This window comes from Saccharopolyspora sp. NPDC050642, assembly GCF_040654735.1.
GTDB lineage: Bacteria > Actinomycetota > Actinomycetes > Mycobacteriales > Pseudonocardiaceae > Saccharopolyspora > Saccharopolyspora elongata.
Genome location: NZ_JBFAIN010000028.1, coordinates 1 through 20,415 on the forward strand (window position 1 = coordinate 1; position 20,415 = coordinate 20,415).

Here is a 20,415-nt window from a genome sequence, read left to right on the forward strand (position 1 = left end):
AGATCGACGTTCGTCGCTCAAGGTTTATCCAGGCGCGATGAAAGTCCGGTGTTGTCTTGAAGAACAACGCACCACTTCCGGCGGACAACCCGAACGGGATTGCGAAAGATTCTCATGTGGAGAGCCGCTCGGGCCGTCGTCCGACGCGCCGCGCAAGCCATTCCGCGCAAGCTCTTGCTGCAACTGAACACGGGTGAAGTCTTTCTGCGGCGCGCCGAACTCACGGGTACCTGCCCGCGGTGCCGGATTTCGGCGAGTCAGATCGCGGGACTGGTGTTTCGCGTTGCCGGGGAAGTTGTCGGCTTCCCCGGCTGTTCAGCGGAGGTGGGGAAGGTCGAGCTCCTTCCACAGCTCTGCCAGTTTTTGCGTCTTCTCCTCGTTGCGCCAGTCGTCGACGTATTGGTGGAGCACGAGGATCAGTCTGCGGGCGCGTTCGTACCGTTCGTCGCTCCAGGCCTTCAACCGCTCCAGGGCTGCGTGCACCGGTTCGAAGTCCGCGGAAGCGGGGAACAGGTGGAGGCCGATATCGGCCAGTGCGGGCCGGCTCACCTTCTTGAAGCTGAGGGCGGATTCGAAGGGGAACCGGATCACGCTGCCCTCGCTCGTGTGGTTCTCCTCCACCTGGTCGACGACGATGTCCAGCCACGGGTTGCTCGCCAGGAACTCGCCGTACCGGATCAGGGCCCACGGGAGCAGTCCCTCGGTCCCGGAGCGGCTCGGGTGGGCCTCGTCGGCGGCGTAGAAGAGCGCCCGGCTCGCGCGTTCGTTCTCTCCCTGCTCGTGGAGCACGTGTCCTTCGAGATAGCTCGCGTAGGCCGCGAGCAGGCCGTCGCAATGCGATCTCGCACTGCTCAGCGGTTTGCGGGCCGCGGCCGAGTCGCCGGTCTGGATCAGGACGTTGCCCAGGAGGAGTTTGGTGATGTCCCGCTGGTTCAGGATGGCGCTGATGGCATCGTCGTCGTACTCGGACTCGTGCTCCCACGCTTCTTCGAGGTGGATGAGGGCTTGTTCGAATCCCTTCCGGGCGGCCGTCAGGTCTCCGGTGAGCTGGCTGGCGAGGTTGCTGAGCAGGGGCTCGGGTCCTGCGATGTGCTTCTCGAAGTCCGCGGAGAGCATCACCACGGCCAAGGGCCCGAGCCAGGGATCCTCGCCCGTGACGACCTGTTCCAGCCACTTCTTGCAGGTGGCGCTGAGGCCGTTCTCGGCGAGTTCGATCCCCGCCAGCGCCATGGCCGCGTGTCCGGACACGGCGGTGCGCCCCGATCCGGCGATCGTGCTCAGCGAGGTCTGCGCTTGCGCGACGTCGCCTGCCCGGTAGGCGGCCAGTTCGCGTTCGACTTCGTCCGGAATCGGGCTCAGGGGGTCGGGGGGAAGTGGCAGTGGTAATCGGTGGGAGTCCAGCAGGGATTGTTCGGTCATGCCGCTGCGTCCTTTCATCGGATCGTCGCAGCGCAGCTTGGCAGAACCGGCCGACAATCCGATCAACAATCGTCGAAGAAGCGGTGGTGCGATCACGGGCCACCACCAACCTGGCGGTGGGGATCGCGAAAGCGGCCGGGACGGAACTGCGTGCGTTTGCGGCGCACTTCGGGCTGACGCCGTCGACCGAGGCCGCCCTGTCCAAGGGGGCCGGGCGGCGACGAGGAGGACGACAACCCGTTCTGACCCGCAGCTGCCCGACGACGCCGAGCTGGCGCGGCTGAAACGCTCCCAGAGGTCGCCTGGTTCCTGCTCTCGAGCGGTGCCGGCGGAGCACCGTGTCCGGCCGGACCAGCAACCGCATCCGGTGCAGCACGTGCGTTGGCAGCTGGTGCAGTGGCGCGGCCAGGAAGGCGCGGTCGCCTGATTGGGATGGGTCCGCCGGTGGCGACAACGCAGCCGTGCAACGACAATCCCCTGCGCGAACCCCTCGATGACGGGGATCCGCCAGTGGGTGGGTGAGACCTTCTCAGAGCCTGTTGGTAGATAGCGCCTTCGGGGTCCACTCCCAGCAGATCGTCCATTTAGGACTCAGATCTACTGTTCGCCAACAGGCTCTGAGCCACTCGTCGCTAGGCATGTACGGCGTCAACCGGACTGGGATCGAGCCATCGCGGTCAGGGCGCTGTCGCGATGACTTAGCGCGGCGGCCACGAACGATGCGACCAGCGGTCGGCGGTCCCGCTCGTTCCAGGCGAGCACGAGGCGGCTGGACGTGCCGCTGTACCTCCTCCCGGGTGCACCTCCGGCGGAGCCGTGGCGAGTGCTCGAGGAGCGTCCCGAACTGCGGGGTCCTTTGTGGAGCTGGGCAGCGGAGACGGGCGGGCACGCCCTCCGGCTGGTTTTCGGCGGGGTCTTCGACAGACATCCCGGCGCGATGCCCGGTATCGGTGTCCTACTCGGCGCCGAATTCCTCGCCGCAACTGGAGACATGAGCCGATTCGCTTCTGCTGATCAACTCGCCAGCCTCGCCGGTGTAACACCGGTGCCCCGCGACTCCGGCCGTGTCAGCGCAACTTGCGCAGGCCCCAGCGCTACAGTCGGCCGCTGCAACGAGTCTTCTGCACCTCTGCCCTGATCAGCATCCAGACCTGCCCCGACTCAGGGCTTGCGGGAGATGGCGCCGTACATGGCGATGTCGGCCTCCGGGACGTCGAGGTCGGCGTCGGAGTCCGGGCGCCACTTGTGCATCTGGACGATCCCGGGCTCGACCAGTTCGAGGCCGTCGAAGAATCGGGCGGCCTGGGCCCGGGAGCGCCAGCGCAGGGTCTCGCCGTGCTCGTGGTAGGTCCGGCGGACCTCCGCCAGCATCTCCGGGGCGAAGTCGTCGGTGGCGATCGTGGCGGCCATGTAGCTGCCGGAGGGCAGCACGTCGATGATCCGCCGCACGACGTCCAGTGCCTCGTCGTCGTCTTCGATGAAGTGCACGACCGCGATGAGCATCAGCCCGATCGGCCGGCTCGGGTCCAAGGTCTCGCGGAACTCCTTGGAGGTCAGGATCGTGTCCGGGTCGCGTAGGTCGACGTCCACGTAAGCAGTGCAGCCCTGCTTGGTGCTGGACATCAGCGCGCGGGCGTGCACGAGCACGATGGGGTCGTTGTCGGTGTAGACGACGCGGGCCTCCGGCCGCACCTCCTGCACGACCTCATGCAAGTTCGGCGAGGTGGGAATGCCGGTACCGATGTCCAGGAACTGGTCGATGCCGCACTCGGCGGCCAGGTAGCGGCCGGCGCGGTGCATGAATTCGCGGTTGGCGCGCATGTGCACTGGAAGCGCGGGCCAGACCTGCTTGGTGGCCTCCGCGGCAGCCCGGTCGACGGCGTAGTTGTCCTTGCCGCCTAGGATGTAGTCGTAGATCCGCGCGCCGTGCGCCCGGTCGGTCCGCAGGTCGACGCTGCCGCGCCGAATCCCGTCGCTCATCGTGTTCCTCCCGATCGCAGCACCTCTGTGCTTTCAGCGATCAACATTTTCGTCCACGGATCCGATAGAGAGATGTGCTTGCCCGAGCAGCAACTCTACCGACGCGACTTGCACTCGTCGCAGCCTGCGATCAGGCAATGCGAAGAACGGTCAAGAGGACGCAGGTGTGTCGTGCGCTTGGTGTTGGTCGAGCGGCGACCTGGTCCTGGCCGCAATGACCGTCTGTCGGCTAATGCGGTTCACCAGATTGCCTGCGTGGGCGGGCGCCGGTCTTGGACTAGCCCCGCGCACGTTGGCGGGGCGGACACGCGGAGTTGGGCAGGTCCTGCGGTTCATGTGGTGTTGAGAGCGACCGTGGGATGCAGTCGTGAGGCGCGGATGGCCGGGTAGAGACCGGCGATGACGCCGATGACCAGTGTTGCCCCGATGCCGCCGCCCAGCGCCCACGCCGGGACGACTGCGGTCCATCCCTGTGCGGCGGCGAAGATGGCGGTTGCGATCGCTCCCAATGCCGCACCGGTCGCGCCGCCGAGCACGGACAGCAGCAGGGCTTCGGTGAGGAACTGCATCCGGATGTGGCCTTTGGTCGCGCCGAGGGCGCGACGCAGACCGATCTCCTGACGGCGTTCCAGAACGGAGATGATCATCGTGTTGGCGATGCCGACACCGCCGACGAGCAGCGCCACGGCGCCCAGCCCCAGCATGAGCGTGGTCAGTCCCTTGTCGGTGGCTGCGCGAGCGGCGAGCGCGTCGGAGGGCCGGCTGACGTGGACCGATTCCGGGGCGCCGGGGTTGACGGTGCGAGCGAGGACGCCGCGGACGGCTTCCACCGATTCGTCCGAGGATCGTTCGAAGACGGTGGTGGGGTGCCCGTCGAACCCGAGGTATCGCTCGGCGGCGGAGAACCCGACCATGGCTACCCGGTCCAACTGCGGCACGAGTTCAACCGGGGCGAGTACGCCGACGACGACGAACCAGGTGTCGTTGAGGAGGATTCTCTCACCGGCAACGGTCACCCCCAGGCGTTCGGCGGCGATGTGCCCGAGTACTGCTGCGGGCAGGTTCTCACTGGCCGGGGTGAACCAGGTTCCACTGTCAACCTGAGCGTTCAAGGCATCCAGCAGGTCCAAGCGAGCCGCTTGCACGGTCACGCCCGCGGGCATCTCCTTGGGGACCACGTCGCTGCGGCGTACCCGAGCATCGACTTCGGCGGTCGCGGTGGCCTTCTCGACAGGCCCGACCCGATTCACCATGGCGACCACGTTCTTGGGCAGTTTGACCGGATTGCCGTCCAGGTCCTTGCCTGCCTCGGCGGTGAGCAGGTTGGTGCCCAGCCGATCCAGTTGCGACATGAGATCCGCCCGGCTGGACGTGGACAGGCCGATGACGGCCACCATCGTCGCGATACCGATCGCGATGCCCAGGGCGGAAAGCACAACCCGGGTGCGCCGGGCTCGCAAGCCGGTCGCGCCGGTCCGCAGGATGTCGGCAGGCGACATGCGTGCGGCGGTAAGCCTCCCGCTCATCGGCTTACCTCCTGGCACGCGACAACCCCGGCGCCTGTGCACGCATCGGAGACGATCTCACCGTCCCGGAACCGGATCTGTCGTGGCATCGCATCGGCGATGTCGTTGTCGTGGGTGATCACGACGACGGTCGTGCCCGCCCGGTGAAGCTCGCGCAGCAGCTCCATGACCACCTCACCGGATGCGGTGTCCAGTGCGCCGGTGGGCTCGTCGGCCAAAAGCAGGTCCGGGGAGCCGACCAGGGCGCGGGCGATCGCCACCCGTTGCTTCTCCCCGCCGGAGAGCTGGTTCGGCTCGTGGCCGAGCCGGTGTCCCAGCCCTACCCGTTCCAGAGCGGTGCGGGCGCGGTCGCGACGCTGCCTGCGGGGGACGCCCGCGTAGAGCAGTCCGTCGGCCACGTTGGTCACCGCATCGCGTCCCGGGGCGAGGTGGAAGTGCTGGAAGACGAACCCGATGTGCCGGGCGCGCAGCGCTGAGAGCTCGGTGTCGGACAACCCGCCCACGTCGTACCCCGCGACCTTGACCTGGCCACTCGATGCCCTGTCCAGAGTGCCGATCAGGTTGAGCAGCGTCGACTTACCGGATCCGGATGGACCGACCATCGCCACCAGCTCGCCTTGGCACACCCGCATGTTCACGCGGCGAAGGGCATGGACGCCGCCGGGGTAGGTCTTGGTGGCTTCCCGCAGCTCGATGACGGCCGGTGCCAGGTTGTTCACGTCGTGGCCACCCCGACCTTCATACCTTCGGCCAAGCCTGGACCGGTCACTTCGATACGCCCGTCAGCGGTCATGCCGGGCTCGACCCGGACGACCCGAACCTGGTCGCCGGTCACGACCTGAAGTCCGTACCCGCCTTCCCGCAGCGCCACGATCGCCTCCACCGGGACCGTCAGTACGCCTTGGCGGCTTTCCTGGATGAACCGCACGCTCGCCGTGCCCTGGGCGCCTGCGTCCTGCACCGGCTCGGCCAGGGTGATCTCCACCTTGAGGCCCGACTGCGTGGAACTGCCGCTCGTCCCGCCGCTGCTGGGATCAGAGGTGGCGTCGGGCTGGATGGCTTTGGAGACCTCGCCGTGGACGGTCGTGCCTTCCGGCAGGGTGACCTCGACCTTGGTCCCGGTTCTGGCCAGGTCCTGATCGGACTGATCGAGGTCGGCCAGGATGATCGGTTGCGGAGATGCCACCGTGAGCACCGGCTTGTCCGGGCCGACCCGCTCGGCGAGCGGTGCGTCCGCGGACACCACCCGGACGGCCTCCGGCTGGAAGACGACATCGCCCTGGCCGACCACGCCGCTGGGATCGATGATGCCGAGGTCCTTCTGCCAGGACTTCACCGCGGCCTCGGTGGCGCCGTCGAACTCCTGGGTGGCCTTGAGCCCGCGGCCGTAGCCCAGAGCACGCAGGTTCTGGTTGAGCTGCCGGACATCCGGCCCTTTGTCACCGAGCTTCATGTCGCGGAAGACCGGCGTCGTGCCGTAGAGCAGCACGACCGGCCTGGCATTCAAGCTGTAGAGCGCCTGACCGCGCTCCACCGTCTTGCCCAGGGTGGCGGCCGTGGTCACGGTGCCGTCCACAGCCGCCTTCACCGCGCGGCGCGAGGCGAAGTCCCAGTGACCGTCCACGGTCTTGCTCTCTACCAGGTCGGTCCGGGTGATCTCGGTGGTGGAAGGAGGCAGTGCAGATGCCCTGTCCTCATTGGCCCCCCGGTTCCCGCAACCGGCCAGCACCAGCGTGCTGCCCCCCACCGCCGCTGCGGCCATCGCAACGGCGGCGCACTTGATTGCCGTGCGTCGATTCACTGCATGCCGTCCAGACCGTCGAGCAGCTTGTCCTTGCACGCCTCGCGAGCCTGCTTGTAGGCGGGCGAGTCCTGATCGATCGACAAGCCGGTGGGATTCGCGTCGCCACCGGGTATGACCTGGCCGCCCTGCATCGTGGGATTGGCGAAGGCGGACACGCCGTTGTTGCGCATGCACTTGGCGTGCTCCAACATCGACTCGTACTCCTGCTGGGCGTCCCGCTGGGGTTCAAGCGCATCCGCCGCCTGCATCTCCGGCATGCAGGTCCGCATGGCTTCAGTGAGCTTGTCCTGGCCCTGCCGGGCGTTCGGCCCGGACTGCAGTCTTGCCTGGACGACCTGGATCTTCGACCAGTCGGAATAGCCGCTCAGCTTGGGATCCGGCCAGTCCTCGATACCGCTCCTTCGCATGCACTGCACGTACTTGAGCTGCGCGTCGAAGAAGGCGCTCTTGCCGCCCTGCCGGCCAGTCGGGGCTGGCTCCCCAGCTGCCGGGGAAGTGGGCGGCGGGTCGCCGGCCGAGGCGATTCCGCCGCCGGGCTGGTCCTGCCCGCCGCATGCGGCCAGAAGCGTGGCAAGGGCGGCGATGATCAGGGTCGCAGCACGCAGGCCGGGGGGCTTGCGGCTCGCGCCGTCGAATCGGGTCATGGGATTCACCCTCGCGGCCCGATGTGATGGCACCTCCATGACGGTGTGATGAGCACGTAACAAAGATCGGAGGACGCAGGTCGTCGTGCCCATAATGGGCGTCATGCCGCACGTCCTGCTCATCGAAGACGACCACTCCGTGCGAAACGGCATAGAACTCGTCCTGCGCCGGCACAACCACCACGTGCACGCCGTCGGCACCGGTGAGGAAGGACTGGCCCTGCTGCGCTCACGGCCCGCCGGAAACCAGATCGAGATCGTGGTGCTCGACCTGATGCTGCCCGGTATGGACGGCTTCGAGGTGTGCCGCCGCACCCGGGCCCTGGGCGCGACACCGATCATCATGCTCACCGCCCGCAGCGACGACCTCGACATCGTCAGCGGCCTCGAGGCGGGCGCCGACGACTACGTCGTGAAACCGATCACCGCCCGCGTGCTGGAGGCTCGCATCCGCGCCGTGCTCCGTCGCGTCGAACCGGCCCGCACCGACACCACCGAGCTCGACGGCCTAGTGATCGACCGGGCCGCGCTGACCGTCACCAAACACGGCACGCCGATCGTGCTGCCGCCCACCGAACTGCGGCTGTTGCTGGAGCTCTCCGGTGCATCCGGCCGGGTCCTCGGTCGCGAACAGCTCCTCGAGTTGGTGTGGCAGCACGGCTTCCTGGGCGACTCCCGGCTGGTCGACGCCTGCGTCAGGCGGCTGCGCACCAAGATCGAGGACATCCCCGCACAACCCCGCTACATCCAGACCGTGCGCGGGTTCGGCTACCGCTTCGGACGGCCATGAGCCGGTTCGATTCCGGTCGAGGACTCCGCCCACGTGCACGCATCCGCTCCAGGCAGGCAGTCCAGGTGGCAAACCGGGCGATGCCGCTGCTCGGAAGCCTGCGCACCCGGCTGGTAGCCGCTTTCGTACTGGTCGCGGCGCTGAGCGCGATCACGGCCACCGCCCTGGCCTACCACGAGTCGCGGAACTTCATCGTGACCCGCACCCAAACCGCGCTCGAACAGGACTTCCGACAGCGCGTCAGCGGCCTCGCGCGGGAATTCGACGTTCCCCCCAGCCGGCAGACGCTCAAGCGCTTCGCCGATGACGTGTCCCAGGCCGGTCTCCGCGATGCCGACGTCATCGTCGGCTACCAGGGCCTCACCGCATCGTCCCGTCCCGGGGCGGACGAATCGCGCATCACGCCCGCCATGCGAGCCGCTGTCCGGACGGGGGACCGGCTCAACGTCCAACGCATCACGAAGGACGGGCGACCCTGGCTGGTGCTCGGCACCCCGGTCACCTTCGAGGAATCCCACCGCACGTCCGGACTCGAGGTCTACGCCATCGTGTCCCTCCAGGACGAGGAACGCGACGTCAGCGACCTGCTGCGCACGGTCCGCAACGGCACGATCCCCATCATCCTCCTCCTCGCCGCCGTCCTGGCTCTGCTTGCCGCACGCACCGTCCTGCGCCCGGTGCGGAACCTGGGCGACGCCACCCGCAGGCTCGCCGCCGGAGAACTCGGCGCCCGAGCCCAGCCGACCGGCCACGACGAACTGGCCGACCTGGCGCACACCTTCAACGCCACCGCCCAAGCCCTGCAGACCAGCGTCACCGACCTACGCGAGCAGGAGGCCACGGCACGCAGGTTCGCCGCGGACGTCTCCCATGAGCTGCGCACGCCACTCACCGCGATGACCATCGTGTCCAACGTGCTCGACGAAGAAGCCGACCAGCTCCCGCCAGACAGCGCGACCGCGATGCGCACCGTCAGCGCGGAAACCGCTAAGCTGGCACGACTCGTCGACGACCTCATCGAAATCTCCCGGTTCGACGCCAAAGCCATCCACCCCAATCGCAGTGAGATCGACGTCGGCGACACGATCCGCTCCACCCTCACCGTCCGCGGCTGGCATGACGATGTCCACACCGACCTACCCGACGAGAGCGTCCGCGCTCTGCTCGACCGCCGCCGCCTGGACGTGATCGTGGCCAACCTGGTCGGCAACGCCCTGCGCCACGGTGCGCACCCCGTCACCGTCACGCTGCGCGCATCCGACGCGGAGATCACCATCGAGGTCACCGACCACGGACCGGGGCTCAACCCGGAGGTCATCCGGCATGTGTTCGACCGCTTCTACAAAGCCGACACCGCACGCACCCGATCCGAAGGCAGCGGCCTGGGCATGGCCATCGCCCAGGAGAACGCCCACCTCCACGGTGGAACGATCCACGCTGACAACCGTCTCGAAGGCGGCGCCGTGTTCACCCTGCGCCTGCCCCGCAACGTGGAAGGAACACCGTGATCCGCAGTCGCGCAGTCCTGGCTGCCGTCGCCCCCCTCGTCGCGGCACTCGCCGGCTGTGGCGTCCAGCCCACCGACGTACTCGGTGCCGGCGAACCGGCCACCGGCCTTCCCCAGGGCATGCGCGTGTACTTCGCCTCCGATTCCGGACTGCGCGGCGTAGCGCGCCCCGGCGTGGAGATCAACGATCTCCGCGTGGCCATCAAACTGCTCCTTGGCGGCCCCAACGAGACCGAGCTGCACAGCGGGCTGTCCACCCTCTTGCGGGACGACCAGGAACTCCACGCGACCTCCGACCGAGGCCAGGTCACCGTCGAACTGCCCGACACGCCAGTCGAAACCTCCCCGGGAATCTTCACCGGGCAAGTGGTCTGCACCCTGGCCCGTGCCGAATCCCTCCTGCACGGGACCCGTCCCGACGAAGTCCAGGTCACCCTCGTCGGCCCCAACCGCACGGTGGGGCCGTACCGATGCCCCCAGTTCCTCACCCGTTGAACCCCACATGCCTCCCGCCGGGACCCCCTTCGGCAGGATGCGCAGTTCTCGCCGGCCAGGCGCAGCACCAGGGCGCGGACGGAGTCATGCCGAAGGAGTTTGGCTGCTGATCTGCCGATCAGCGGCCATTTTGGACGAGCTCTCCGGCGGTCGTGTTGGAATGCGTCGTTGCACCGCCGTTTTCAGGCTGGGCTGCTCAGCGCCCGGGAGATCGCGCGAGCACTCGTACGCACTAGCGGGACCAGGGCGTGCGGTGACGTGCCGCCGTTGCGGACGACCAGGGACACCGCGGCGACCACCTGCTCGTGTCCGCCGTAGATGGGGGCACCGACCGACAATGTGTCGAGTGAAATTTGCCCGTCACTGATGGAGAATCCATTCGTCCGAACGTCGGCGAGCATCCGGCGCAACTCGGCGGGGGCGGTGACCGTGTGGCTGGTGTAGCGCTCGATCGATCCGTTGATGACCTCGTCCTGCACGTCTGCGGGGGCGTGCGCGAGCAGGACCAAGCCGACACCGGTCGCGGTGAGTGCGAACCGTCCGCCCACCCGGGTCAGCACGGGCACCGCGCCGGAGCCCGCGATCCGCTCGATGAAGATGACCTCGGTGCCCTCCCTGATGGCCAGCTGTACGTTCTCCCGCGAGATTTGTGAAAGATCTTCAAGAAAGGGCAGTGCGAGTTCGCGCAGGCCCTGACCGCGCGGGGCGAGCGAGCCGAGCTCCCACAGCCGCAGCCCGATGCGGTACAGCCCGTCCTCGCCGCGTTCGAGGGCACCCCACCCGCACAGTTCGTGTATGAGCCGGTGCGCGGTGGCCACCGGCACCTCCGCCCGCCGAGCGATCTCGCTGAGGGACAGCTCAGGACGCTGCGCGCTGAACGCATCCAGCAGCCGCAGGGCACGGCCCACGACCGGGCCGGTGGAGCCGGCGGGGCGACCTCGACGCGCCACGTCACTCGTCCCCCATCAGATGACACGAACACCTTCGGCCGTGACCGGGTTCCGCTGCAAGGACAAGCCAGCGAGGTAGCCCGGTGAAAATCCGCTAGCGCAGGGACGGTACCAGGGGGCGAGCGCCGCCGGGTACCCCGTGACCAGGCAGTGCGTACCCGATCACCAGGTTTGATCGGTCCTGGGACAGCCGCGTAGGAGTCGACCACGCTCGGGCCGGCCGGCGGGCGAGCAAGCCTTCTGCCGTTGTCGCAGGGACGCGGTCCAGCTCACATTCGGTTTTTCATTTTATGGAAAGAGCGTTGGTTCGGGCGCTGCTCCCGAAGATGCTTTCCGGTACCGGATCGCAAGTCCATGAGCGACTACCCGGTCTCCGCGCCCGAACGGTGCGGCGGGAGTCGACGACCACGACGCAGTCAACAACGGAGTGCTGCCATGCGACTTTTGCCTCTGCACGGCTTCCGGAGTCCGATCCGATGACCGGCTCCCTGCGGAAAAGCCTCGACGAAGGCCCGATGAACCGCTTCCAGTGGGCGGCCGTTTCGGTCTGCGTGCTGCTCAACATGCTCGACGGGTTTGATGTGCTCGTCATGTCCTTCACGGGCAAGTCCGTCATGGCCGAGTGGGATCTCAGTGGCGCCCAGTTGGGTTTGCTGCTGTCGGCAGGACTGGTTGGCATGGCGGCCGGATCGATGTTGCTCGCGCCCTGGGCCGACCGCATTGGAAGACGCCCGATGATCCTGCTGTGCCTGGCGATTGCGAGTGCCGGCTTGCTGCTGTCCTCGGTTAGCCAGTCGGCGCCCCAGCTCGGTGCGCTGCGGATCGCAACCGGCGTCGGGATCGGTGGAATTCTGGCCAGCAGCAACGTCATCGCCAGCGAATACGCGTCCCGTCGCTGGCGCGGACTGGTGGTCAGCCTGAACTCGACGGGCTATGCGCTCGGCGCGACGTTGGGAGGTCTCGTTTCGGTCGTGCTGCTGGCCGAATTCGGCTGGCGAGCGGTGTTCCTGTTCGGGGGAGTGGCCACGGCTGTCGGGATTCCGGTGGTGTTCGCCTTGTTGCCGGAGTCGCTGGACTTCCTGCTCGCCCGCCGTCCCGCACGTGCACTTGACAAGGTCAACCAGTTGACCCGCAAGCTCGGCCTGCCGACGCTCGACCACCTGCCGGCGGCGCCCGTTGTTCAGGCCGGTGTCGGTGCCGGGTTCCGGAAGCTGCTGTCGCCCGATCTGCGACGCGCCAGCTTTCTGTTGTGGACGGCGTTCTTTCTGGTCATGGCCGGGTTCTACTTCGTCACCAGCTGGACGCCGACGTTGCTGACCAAGGCTGGGCTGTCCACCGCGCAGGGCGTTACGGGAGGCACCCTGCTCAACCTCGGCGGAATCTTCGGTGCCACGTTGCTCGGGTTGCTGGCCGCGCGCTTCGCATTGCGCTCGGTGTTGATCGCCTACGTGCTGTCGACAGCGGTCATGCTGGGTGTGTTCATCGCGGCCACGTCGTCTCTTGCCGCCGCGTTGGTCCTCGGTGCCGCTATCGGTGTGGCGGTCAACGGCTGCGTCGCCGGTCTTTACGCCCTCACGCCCATCATCTACGACTCCGGCATCCGTGCTACCGGAGTGGGCACCGCGATCGGGATCGGTCGTATCGGTGCCATCGCCGCGCCTGCGGTCGCCGGAGCGTTGCTCGACGTCGGTTGGACGCCGCAGAGCCTGTACCTGACCGTCGGTGTGGTTTTCGCCGCCACCGCCGTCCTCCTCCTGCTGCTCCGCCCGGCTGTTGCGGCCGAACCCAAGCCCGCGCCCGCGATCAGTGCGCAGAGCACGAACTGAGATTCCCCTTCGAAGAGGAGCTGATCATGTCAAGCATTCCGCGGAATCAGTGGTACGTAGCCGCCTACAGCTCTGAGATCGGTCAGGAATTGTTCTCCCGCACCATTTGCGGCGAACCGATCGTGTTCTGGCGCACCAGGAGTGGACAGGTGACCGCTGTGCCCGATCGGTGCGTGCATCGTCGATTCCCCTTGTCGCAGGCACCATCCCGGCTCGTGGACGACCAGGTGGTCTGCGGCTATCACGGATTCACCTACGGAGCTGACGGCAAATGCGTCTTCGTGCCCGGGCAGAGCCGGATTCCGCGCACGGCTCGGCTGCTGCCGTACCCGCTCGTCGAACAGGACTCGTTCGTGTGGGTGTTCATCGGGGACCCGGCGAAGGCCGATGTGTCGAGCATTCCGCGGGCGCCGTATTTGGCCTCGCCGGCATGCACCACCGTGGCCGGGATGGAACCGCTGCAGGCTCGGTTCTCCCTCTTGGTGGACAACCTTCTCGACCTCTCCCACGAGACCTACCTGCACGGCGGATACATCGGCACGCCGGAGGTCGCCGCGACCCCGATCACCACTGAGGTCGACGACGACGCCGGCATCGTCTACGTCTCCCGGCACATGGACGACGCCGAATGCCCGCCCTTCTACGCCAAGTCCACTGGTTTGCAGGGCCGCATCTCGCGCTGGCAGGACATCGAGTACACCCCACCGTGCCTGTACAAGCTGCACAGCCGGATCGCGCCGGTGGGGTCCGTTCCGAATCCCGACGGGAGCGACCCCGATGCTTTCCACGTCGAGGTGGTCTACGCGATTACGCCGGAGACCGAGCACTCCACGCACGATTTCTGGTCGGTGGCCCGAGACTTCGCACTCGGCGATGAGGAGGTCTCGAAGTTCCTCGCCGAGAACAACCGCACCGTCGTGCTGCAGGATGTGGAGGCCCTCAACGTGCTGGAGGGGGTCGTCTCGGCGGAACCCGCGGGCTACCAGGAGTTGTCGATCAACATCGATACCGGCGGGCTTGCGGCGCGTCGTTTGCTCCAGCGTCAGCTCGCGCAGCAGCCCACGTCTGCCGCGATCTCATGAGCCAGATCCCCGCCAATCTAACCATGCTCTCCGGCGACCGCGTATACCGCATCCATTGGGTGCTGGGTACTGATCGGTTGCGTGCCGTCTGCCACTGCGCCGCCGAGCGCGAGTTCGAGGACCCGGTGCAGCTCTGGGAATGGCTGCTGGCACACCCCGCCGGGCACCACCCTGCCGAATCCGGACCAAAACTTCCCGCAGGTGAACCGGTCCTGGTTCCAGCGGGAGATCAGGAAGAGAACATCCGATGAAGACCACCCCACATGACGAGCACGAACTGGACCTCGTGCTCGAACGAAAGGAAACCATCGCCGACGGCGTCGTCCGGCTCAGCCTGTGCCATCCCGACGGGAAGTCGTTGCCCTCCTGGGAACCGGGCGCGCATGTGGACCTCGTGCTCACCGAGGACCTGATCCGCCAGTACTCGCTGTGCGGGGACCCGCGGGATCTGTCCACCTTGCAGGTCGCCGTCCTCCGGGAGGAAGCCGGACGGGGAGGCTCGAAGCACGTCCACGACGAGCTGTCCGAGGGGCGACTGGTCCACGTCCGCGGGCCCCGCAACAACTTCCCTCTAGTGGACGCCAAGCGCTACTTGTTCATCGCCGGCGGCATCGGCATCACACCGATCCTGCCGATGATCGCTGAGGTCGCGGCGGCGGGGCGGGACTGGCGCCTGGTCTACGGTGGACGGACGCGGGATTCGATGGCATTCCGAAACGACCTCGAAACCCGGTATCCCGGCCACGTCGAGGTCCACCCGCAAGATGAACGCGGACTGCTCGACCTACCGAGTCTGCTCGCCGAGCCGGGACAGGACACCGCCGACACCGCGATCTACTGCTGTGGGCCGGAGGCCTTGTTGGCGGCCGTCGAGCAGCATTGCACCAGCTGGCCCGCCGGTGCCTTGCGCGTCGAGCGATTCACCCCGAAATCCGGCGCGACCGACGGTCCGCGGGAAGCCTTCGAAGTCGAGCTCACCCAGACCGGCGCAGTCCTGAACGTTCCTGCCGACCGATCCATTCTCGAGGTCGTCGAGGAGTCCGGCGTCGCCGTGCTCTCGTCCTGCCAGGAGGGCACCTGCGGCACCTGCGAGACCACCGTGCTCGACGGGATACCGGACCACCGCGATTCCGTGCTCACCGACGAGGAGAAGGCGGAAGCGGACACCATGATGATCTGCGTGTCCCGGTCGTGCTCCCCGCGTCTAGTCCTCGACCTCTGACCGACGGAGACACCGATGTCCACCACCGTCCCGAACAGCGCCGTCGCCGTCCTCGACGTCGATCCTTTCGCAGAACGCAATCTCGGCGATCCGTACCCGATGCACGAGCGCCTGCGTGACGCCGGCCCCGTGGTTTATCTCGACCGCTACCGGGTGTGGGCGATGGCCCGCCATCACGAGGTCTATTCCGCACTGACCGACCACGAGACCTTCTGCTCCAGCCGCGGTGTCGGGCTCAGCGATTTCCACGCGGAGAAGCCCTGGCGGGTGCCCAGCCTGCTGCTCGAAGCTGACCCGCCCGATCACACCGTCGCACGCCAGGCCATGGGCAAAGTGATTTCTGCGAGCACTGTGCGCGGTTTCCGCGACACGTTCCGAGCCGAAGCCGAGGCGCTCGCCGACGAATTGGTCGCTCGGGGGCACTTCGACGCTGTCACGGATCTCGCTGAGCGCTATCCGCTCAAGGTCTTCCCGGACGCGGTCGGGCTGCCGGCCGAGGGCCGGGAGCACCTGTTGCCCTACGGCGGGCTGGCGTTCAACGCCTTCGGCCCCCGCAACGATCTCCTCGAACAGGCTCTGGCCAAGGCTGCACCCGTTCAGGAATGGATCTGGGCCAGCTGCCAGCGAGATGCGCTTGCTCCAGGTGGCCTTGGAGCGCGTCTGTGGGATGCCGCCGACTGCGGCGAGATTTCCGCCGAGCAGGCACCCATGCTCGTGCGATCCTTGTTGTCCGCCGGTGTCGACACCACCGTCTACGGCATCGGCAACACCGTGCAGGCGCTTGCAGCCAACCCCGATCAATGGGCTCGGTTGCGCGAGAAGCCGGCGCTGGCGCGCTTCGCCTTCGACGAGGCACTGCGTTACGAGTCCCCGGTTCAAACCTTCTTCCGCACCACGACCCGCGAGGTCGAGGTGTCGGGTATCCGCATACCCGAAGGGGAAAAGGTCCTGTTGTTCCTGGGTGCGGCGAACCGCGACCCGCGCAAGTGGGGGCCGAGCGCCGACCGGATGGACGTCACCCGCAAAGCGGCCGGACATGTCGCCTTCGGCATGGGCATCCACCAATGCGTCGGCCAGCCCATCGCCCGGCTGGAAGTCGAACTCGTGCTCACCGCGCTCGCCCAGCGCATCGAAGGACTCGAACCGGCCGGCGCCCCGATTCCCAAGCTGAACAACACGCTCAAGGGCTGGAGCAGTGTGCCCGTCCGGGTCCACGCCGCTTGATCAACATCGCCCTGCCTATCGCAGAGCACTGGAGGCTTGACTGCGAGCACGCCCGGGCATCTCCGCCAGAGTCAATCCAACATAAATAAACATTCTGATGTAGGGGCGTGCGTCGCCGTCCACTGACTCCGCCGCATATGCGGATTGTCGGTATTTTCCTGTGGCAGAGCGGATTCCGTGTGTTGTGCCGGGTGTCCACGCTGCTTTCACTGTGGGAATTCCGGTAAATGTTGCCCGGCTTCGAACGGTTTGCTGATGTTGACCGTTGATCGGTGATGTGTGTGAATGGAGGTCTATGCTGACATGTCCTCGGTGAGGAGTGGCAATGAAGCTTGCGAAGCGCCCATTCGAAGAATCTCCGAGACGACGTAGGACTTGTGCTCGCAACAGACTGCTCGGTGGCCTGACCGTCGCCGTGCTGTGCAGTGCGGGACTGTCACTGGCCGGTCCTGCGCAGGCCGCCCCCGCTGAGGGCGGTGGCGGTCTCGCTTTGACGCCTCCCATGGGATTCAACAACTGGAACACGACCCACTGCGGGCCGGAGTTCAACGAGGAGATGGTGAAGGGGATCGCCGACATCTTCGTTGAGAAGGGGCTGAAGGACGCCGGCTACGAGTACGTCAACCTCGACGACTGCTGGGCGCTTCCCGTGCGGGACGTGAACGGCAAGCTGGTGCCCGACCCCCAGCGTTTCCCGAATGGCATCAAGGCCGTTGCCGACTACGTCCATTCCAAGGGGCTGAAGTTCGGCATCTACACCAGTGCCGGTACGAAGACCTGCAACGTGAACGGTTTCCCCGGTGGGCTCGGCCACGAGAAGTCCGATGCCCAGCAGTTCGCGGACTGGGGCGTGGACTACCTCAAGTACGACAACTGCAACAACTGGGGTGTGGACGCCCAGAAGCGCTACACCGACATGGCCAACGCGCTCAAGGAGACCGGGCGTCCCATCGTCTACAGCATCTGCGAGTGGGGCGAGAACAAGCCCTGGGAGTGGGCGGGAGATCTCGGCCAGCTGTGGCGCACGACCGGTGACATCAGCGACAGCTGGGACAGCATGCTGTCGATCATGAAGGCGAACCTGGAGCTCGACGAGTACGCGGGTCCCGGCCGCTGGAACGACCCTGACATGTTGGAAGTCGGCAATGGCGGGATGACCGACACCGAGTACCGCACGCACTTCTCGATGTGGTCGATCATGGCTGCGCCGCTGCTGATCGGCTCCGACCTGCGCCACGCGGACGAGGCGACGATGGAGATCCTGGGCAACCGCGAGGTCATCGCCGTCGACCAGGACCCGCTGGGCAAGCAGGGCAAGGTGATCTCCCAGCACGACGGCCGCTGGGTTGTGAGTAAGGAGATGCAGGACGGTTCCCGGGTGGTCGCCCTGTTCAACGAAACCGACGAGCAAGTGAAGATTTCCACCAAGGCCATCGATGTCGGTTTGCCGGTGGCCGACTCTTACGCGGTCCGCGACTTGTGGAAGCACGCGGACTCCACGGCGAACGGTGAGATCTCGGCCGACGTTCCAGCGCACGGCACGGTGCTGGTCCGCGTGGCGCCGCAGCAGTGAAACCCGGACTCGCCACGGACTCCTGCCAAATCCCCGAAGGTTGGCAGGAGTCCGCACCAGCGTCGGCTGTGGCGCCCTACTCGACGGGAATCCGCATCAGGTCCCGGGCGACGAGGATCTCGCCGTCGAAGTGGCGGCTCGCCTGCCTGATCCACTCGTCCTCGTCGAGGTCGTACGGGATGAGGTGCCAGAGGACGAGGGTGCGCACGCCCGCCTGCTTCGCGATCTTCCCGGCGCTTTCGGCATCGGTGTGCGCGCGGGCGAAGTGCCGCTGCAACTCGGCGACCCCGGCGTTCGTGCCCGCGAGCAGCCGGTCGAGGTGGTTCGGCGAGTACACCTCGTGCACGAGGACGTCGGCGCCCCTGGCGAGTTCGGCGACCTGCTCGGAGGCGGCGGTGTCACCGGACACGACCACCGAGGAGTCGTCGGCGTCGACCCGGTAGGCGAAGGCGGGCATCGGCGGATGCAGCGCCGTGCCGGCGGTGATGGTCATCGGCGGCGTGGTGATGACGACCCCGGGTTCCTCCACTTCGCGGAGGCGCAACAGCCCGGCGAGCTTCGGCCTGCCGAGCAGCTCGCGATGCTCGATGTCGGGCCTGCCGGCCTCCAGGAGCAGTTCGACCATTCGCGCCAGCGGCGGCGGTCCGCACACGTCGACGGGGCTGACCAGACCCGCGGTCCACGCCAGGTGGAGCAGGGCCCCGAGATCCGCGTTGTGATCGACGTGGTGGTGCGTCACGAGCACGGATCGAAGGTTCCGCAGGCGGAGGCCCGCCGCCACCAGCTGCCGCGCGACGCCGTTCCCGCAGTCGATCACGTGGATGTCGTCGCCGCGCACGATCGCCGTCGCGGGAGCGGATCGTTCGCGGTTCGGCTGCGGTCCGCCGGAGCTGCCCAGGATGACGAGTTCCATCTTCCCTCTTTCCAGAACGGTTGTTCGACGACGTGGTTCAGCGCACCTCGGTCGGAGCGCTCGCTTCGTGGACTGGTGCGGCATCCCGGCGCGGAATCGCGTTCGACGCCGCGAGGCTCACCACGGAGATCGCCAGGAGGTAGGCCGTCACCGACCACGACGATTGCGTCGTCGTGAACAGCGCGGAGGCCACCAACGGCGTGATGCCGCCGCCGAGCAGCGAACCGATCTGATAGCTGATCGAGGCACCGGAATATCTGACTTCCACGGGGAAGAACCCCGCGGTCAACGTGCCGATGGGTGCGTTGGTCACGGACAGGACGAGCCCCATCGACACCATGAACAGCAGGATGATCGGCTCGTTCCCGGTGTCGACGACGGGGAAGAAGGCCAGGCACCAGACGAGGCGGATGACCGATCCGTGCACGAACACGGCCCGCAGGCCGAACCTGTCACCGAGGCGCGCCCAGAACGGCACGGACACCAGCCACGCGGCCGAGCCGAGGATCACGCACCCGAGCACGAACGGCCGGCTCAGGTTCTGCGCAGTCGTGCCGTACGACAGCACGTAGACCATGAAGATGTACGCGGCGGTGCTGTTGCCGACGATGACGAGGGTCGCGTGGATGAGCGGCTTCCAGTGCCGGGAGAAGACGACCGCTGCCGGTGCTCGGTCGACCTGCTTGCGCTGCGCGGTCCGCACGTACTCCGGACTTTCCTGGACGTGCACGCGGAGGTAGAGACCGACCGCCACGAGCGCGATGCTGATCAGGAAGACGATGCGCCATCCCCATTGGACGAATTCCTCCTTCCCGACAACCGCGAGGCAGCCGAGGAACGCGCCGTTGGCGAGGATGAGCCCGGCCGGGGTGCCCAGTTGCGGGAACGAGCCGTAGAAACCCTTCCTGTCCTCGGGGGCGTGTTCGAGCGTGAGCACGATGGCTCCGCCCCATTCGCCGCCGAGACCGATCCCCTGGACCAGTCGCAGGAGCACCAGGAGGACCGGAGCCCAGATGCCGACGTCGGCATAGGTGGGCAGCGCTCCGACCATCGTGGTGGCCAGGCCCATGAGCAGCAGGGACACGATCAGCGTGTTGCGCCTGCCGGCGCGGTCCCCGAAGTGGCCGAAGATCACGCCACCCAACGGGCGAGCCAGGAATCCCGCGGTGAGCGTGCCGAACGCGGCGATGGTGCCCACTGCGGGATCCAGCTCGGGGAAGAACTGGCTGTCGAACACGAGCGCGGCCGCGGTGCCGTAGAGGAAGAAGTCGTACCACTCGATGGTGCTGCCGATCGCCGATGCCCAGGCGACCTTCCGCACTGAGCCGTTCCGCGATGTCGAGCGGCCGGGATCTGTTGTTGCCGAACACATCTCCAGGAACCTCCGTGGTGACGAGCCGGGATCAGGGAGCGTCGCCGGGTCGCGTCGAGGATGTGCTGAGGATCCGGCGGAAGCGAAT

The 20,415-nt window shown here is 67.0% G+C and carries 19 protein-coding genes and 1 pseudogene; 11 read left to right on the plus strand and 9 right to left on the minus strand.

Going from position 1 to position 20,415, the window contains the following annotated elements; genetic code table 11:
- Positions 1-315: 315 nt before the first annotated feature.
- Positions 316-1,419, minus strand: coding sequence for a hypothetical protein (locus AB0H93_RS31425; protein ID WP_358577402.1), 1,104 nt, complete (start codon positions 1,417-1,419; stop codon positions 316-318).
- Between the two features lie 86 nt (positions 1,420-1,505).
- Here AB0H93_RS31425 and AB0H93_RS31430 point away from each other — a divergent pair, with 86 nt between their 5' ends.
- Positions 1,506-1,703, plus strand: coding sequence for a hypothetical protein (locus AB0H93_RS31430; protein WP_358577404.1), 198 nt, complete (start codon positions 1,506-1,508; stop codon positions 1,701-1,703).
- 650 nt (positions 1,704-2,353) lie between these two features.
- A pseudogene (locus AB0H93_RS31435) lies at positions 2,354-2,583 on the plus strand (IS110 family transposase); the annotation flags it as partial.
- On the opposite strand, the gene AB0H93_RS31440 reads toward AB0H93_RS31435, so the two are convergent.
- The 5 genes from AB0H93_RS31440 to AB0H93_RS31460 all read right to left on the minus strand — a co-directional run bounded on the left by AB0H93_RS31440 (position 2,581) and on the right by AB0H93_RS31460 (position 7,373).
- On the minus strand, positions 2,581-3,399 hold the full coding sequence (locus AB0H93_RS31440; protein WP_358577406.1) for an SAM-dependent methyltransferase: 819 nt from the start codon (positions 3,397-3,399) through the stop codon (positions 2,581-2,583). The pseudogene AB0H93_RS31435 and the gene AB0H93_RS31440 sit on opposite strands and share 3 nt — an antisense overlap.
- Positions 3,400-3,731: 332 nt before the next feature.
- Positions 3,732-4,925 carry an ABC transporter permease gene (locus tag AB0H93_RS31445; protein ID WP_358577408.1) on the minus strand — a complete coding sequence of 398 codons (1,194 nt, stop codon included), beginning with the start codon at positions 4,923-4,925 and terminating at the stop codon, positions 3,732-3,734.
- Complete coding sequence (locus AB0H93_RS31450) at positions 4,922-5,635, minus strand: ABC transporter ATP-binding protein (RefSeq protein ID WP_358577610.1); 714 nt, start codon at positions 5,633-5,635, stop codon at positions 4,922-4,924. The genes AB0H93_RS31445 and AB0H93_RS31450 overlap by 4 nt, the downstream gene beginning before the upstream one ends.
- 5 nt (positions 5,636-5,640) lie before the next feature.
- Positions 5,641-6,687 (minus strand): peptidoglycan-binding domain-containing protein, encoded by a 1,047-nt coding sequence (locus tag AB0H93_RS31455; protein WP_358577410.1) that lies wholly within the window; start codon positions 6,685-6,687, stop codon positions 5,641-5,643.
- 35 nt (positions 6,688-6,722) lie between these two features.
- A complete protein-coding gene (locus AB0H93_RS31460) occupies positions 6,723-7,373 on the minus strand; it encodes a hypothetical protein (protein WP_358577413.1) in 651 nt (216 codons plus the stop codon).
- A gap of 103 nt (positions 7,374-7,476) precedes the next feature.
- Here AB0H93_RS31460 and AB0H93_RS31465 point away from each other — a divergent pair, with 103 nt between their 5' ends.
- The 3 genes from AB0H93_RS31465 (at position 7,477) to AB0H93_RS31475 (ending at position 10,165) form a co-directional block, all read left to right on the plus strand.
- On the plus strand, positions 7,477-8,163 hold the full coding sequence (locus AB0H93_RS31465; protein ID WP_358577416.1) for a response regulator transcription factor: 687 nt from the start codon (positions 7,477-7,479) through the stop codon (positions 8,161-8,163).
- Between the two features lie 80 nt (positions 8,164-8,243).
- Positions 8,244-9,671 (plus strand): ATP-binding protein, encoded by a 1,428-nt coding sequence (locus AB0H93_RS31470; RefSeq protein ID WP_358577418.1) that lies wholly within the window; start codon positions 8,244-8,246, stop codon positions 9,669-9,671.
- On the plus strand, positions 9,668-10,165 hold the full coding sequence (locus AB0H93_RS31475; protein ID WP_358577420.1) for a hypothetical protein: 498 nt from the start codon (positions 9,668-9,670) through the stop codon (positions 10,163-10,165). Before AB0H93_RS31470 ends, AB0H93_RS31475 begins: the two co-directional genes overlap by 4 nt.
- 182 nt (positions 10,166-10,347) lie before the next feature.
- On the opposite strand, the gene AB0H93_RS31480 is transcribed toward AB0H93_RS31475, so the two are convergent.
- A complete protein-coding gene (locus AB0H93_RS31480) occupies positions 10,348-11,115 on the minus strand; it encodes an IclR family transcriptional regulator (RefSeq protein WP_358577422.1) in 768 nt (255 codons plus the stop codon).
- 476 nt (positions 11,116-11,591) lie between these two features.
- Here AB0H93_RS31480 and AB0H93_RS31485 point away from each other — a divergent pair, with 476 nt between their 5' ends.
- The 6 genes from AB0H93_RS31485 (at position 11,592) to AB0H93_RS31510 (ending at position 18,042) form a co-directional block, all read left to right on the plus strand.
- Positions 11,592-12,941, plus strand: coding sequence for an MFS transporter (locus AB0H93_RS31485; RefSeq protein WP_358577424.1), 1,350 nt, complete (start codon positions 11,592-11,594; stop codon positions 12,939-12,941).
- A 26-nt stretch (positions 12,942-12,967) separates the two neighbouring features.
- Positions 12,968-14,023: an aromatic ring-hydroxylating dioxygenase subunit alpha gene (locus AB0H93_RS31490; protein ID WP_358577426.1), complete on the plus strand. Its 1,056-nt coding sequence runs from the start codon at positions 12,968-12,970 to the stop codon at positions 14,021-14,023.
- Positions 14,020-14,274 (plus strand): hypothetical protein, encoded by a 255-nt coding sequence (locus AB0H93_RS31495; RefSeq protein ID WP_358577428.1) that lies wholly within the window; start codon positions 14,020-14,022, stop codon positions 14,272-14,274. The genes AB0H93_RS31490 and AB0H93_RS31495 overlap by 4 nt, the downstream gene beginning before the upstream one ends.
- Positions 14,271-15,245: a PDR/VanB family oxidoreductase gene (locus AB0H93_RS31500; protein WP_358577431.1), complete on the plus strand. Its 975-nt coding sequence runs from the start codon at positions 14,271-14,273 to the stop codon at positions 15,243-15,245. The genes AB0H93_RS31495 and AB0H93_RS31500 overlap by 4 nt, the downstream gene beginning before the upstream one ends.
- Before the next feature lie 15 nt (positions 15,246-15,260).
- A complete protein-coding gene (locus AB0H93_RS31505) occupies positions 15,261-16,469 on the plus strand; it encodes a cytochrome P450 (protein ID WP_358577433.1) in 1,209 nt (402 codons plus the stop codon).
- A gap of 502 nt (positions 16,470-16,971) precedes the next feature.
- Complete coding sequence (locus AB0H93_RS31510; RefSeq protein ID WP_358577436.1) at positions 16,972-18,042, plus strand: glycoside hydrolase family 27 protein; 1,071 nt, start codon at positions 16,972-16,974, stop codon at positions 18,040-18,042.
- 76 nt (positions 18,043-18,118) lie between these two features.
- Here the strand turns inward: AB0H93_RS31510 and AB0H93_RS31515 are convergent, their stop codons facing one another.
- Both AB0H93_RS31515 and AB0H93_RS31520 read right to left on the minus strand, forming a co-directional pair.
- Positions 18,119-18,955: an MBL fold metallo-hydrolase gene (locus tag AB0H93_RS31515; RefSeq protein ID WP_358577439.1), complete on the minus strand. Its 837-nt coding sequence runs from the start codon at positions 18,953-18,955 to the stop codon at positions 18,119-18,121.
- 37 nt (positions 18,956-18,992) lie between these two features.
- Entirely contained in the window at positions 18,993-20,276 is a 1,284-nt protein-coding gene (locus AB0H93_RS31520; protein WP_358577441.1) for an MFS transporter, read from the minus strand.
- Positions 20,277-20,415: the final 139 nt, after the last annotated feature.